This window comes from Desulforamulus aquiferis (assembly GCF_030577015.1).
Taxonomy (GTDB): Bacteria; Bacillota; Desulfotomaculia; order Desulfotomaculales; family Desulfotomaculaceae; genus Desulfotomaculum; species Desulfotomaculum aquiferis.
Window position 1 is genome coordinate 1 of sequence record NZ_JARPTC010000095.1, and the last position, 234, is coordinate 234.

General features: G+C 56.0%; 1 rRNA gene. It reads right to left on the reverse strand.

Annotation, left to right across the window (positions count from 1 at the left end):
* Positions 1-234: ribosomal RNA gene (locus tag P6N53_RS18675) — 16S ribosomal RNA — on the reverse strand; the annotation flags it as partial.

Sequence of the window (234 nt, forward strand, 5' to 3'; positions counted from 1 at the left end):
CCTCCCGTAGGAGTCTGGGCCGTGTCTCAGTCCCAGTGTGGCCGTTCGCCCTCTCAGGCCGGCTACCCATCGTCGCCTTGGTGGTCCATTACACCACCAACTAGCTAATGGGACGCGGATCCATCTGATAGTGATAAATCTTTCCTAAGTAGAACATGCGTTCTGCTCAGCGTATCCGGTATTAGCAGCCGTTTCCAGCTGTTATCCCGGGCTATCAGGCAGGTTATCCACGCG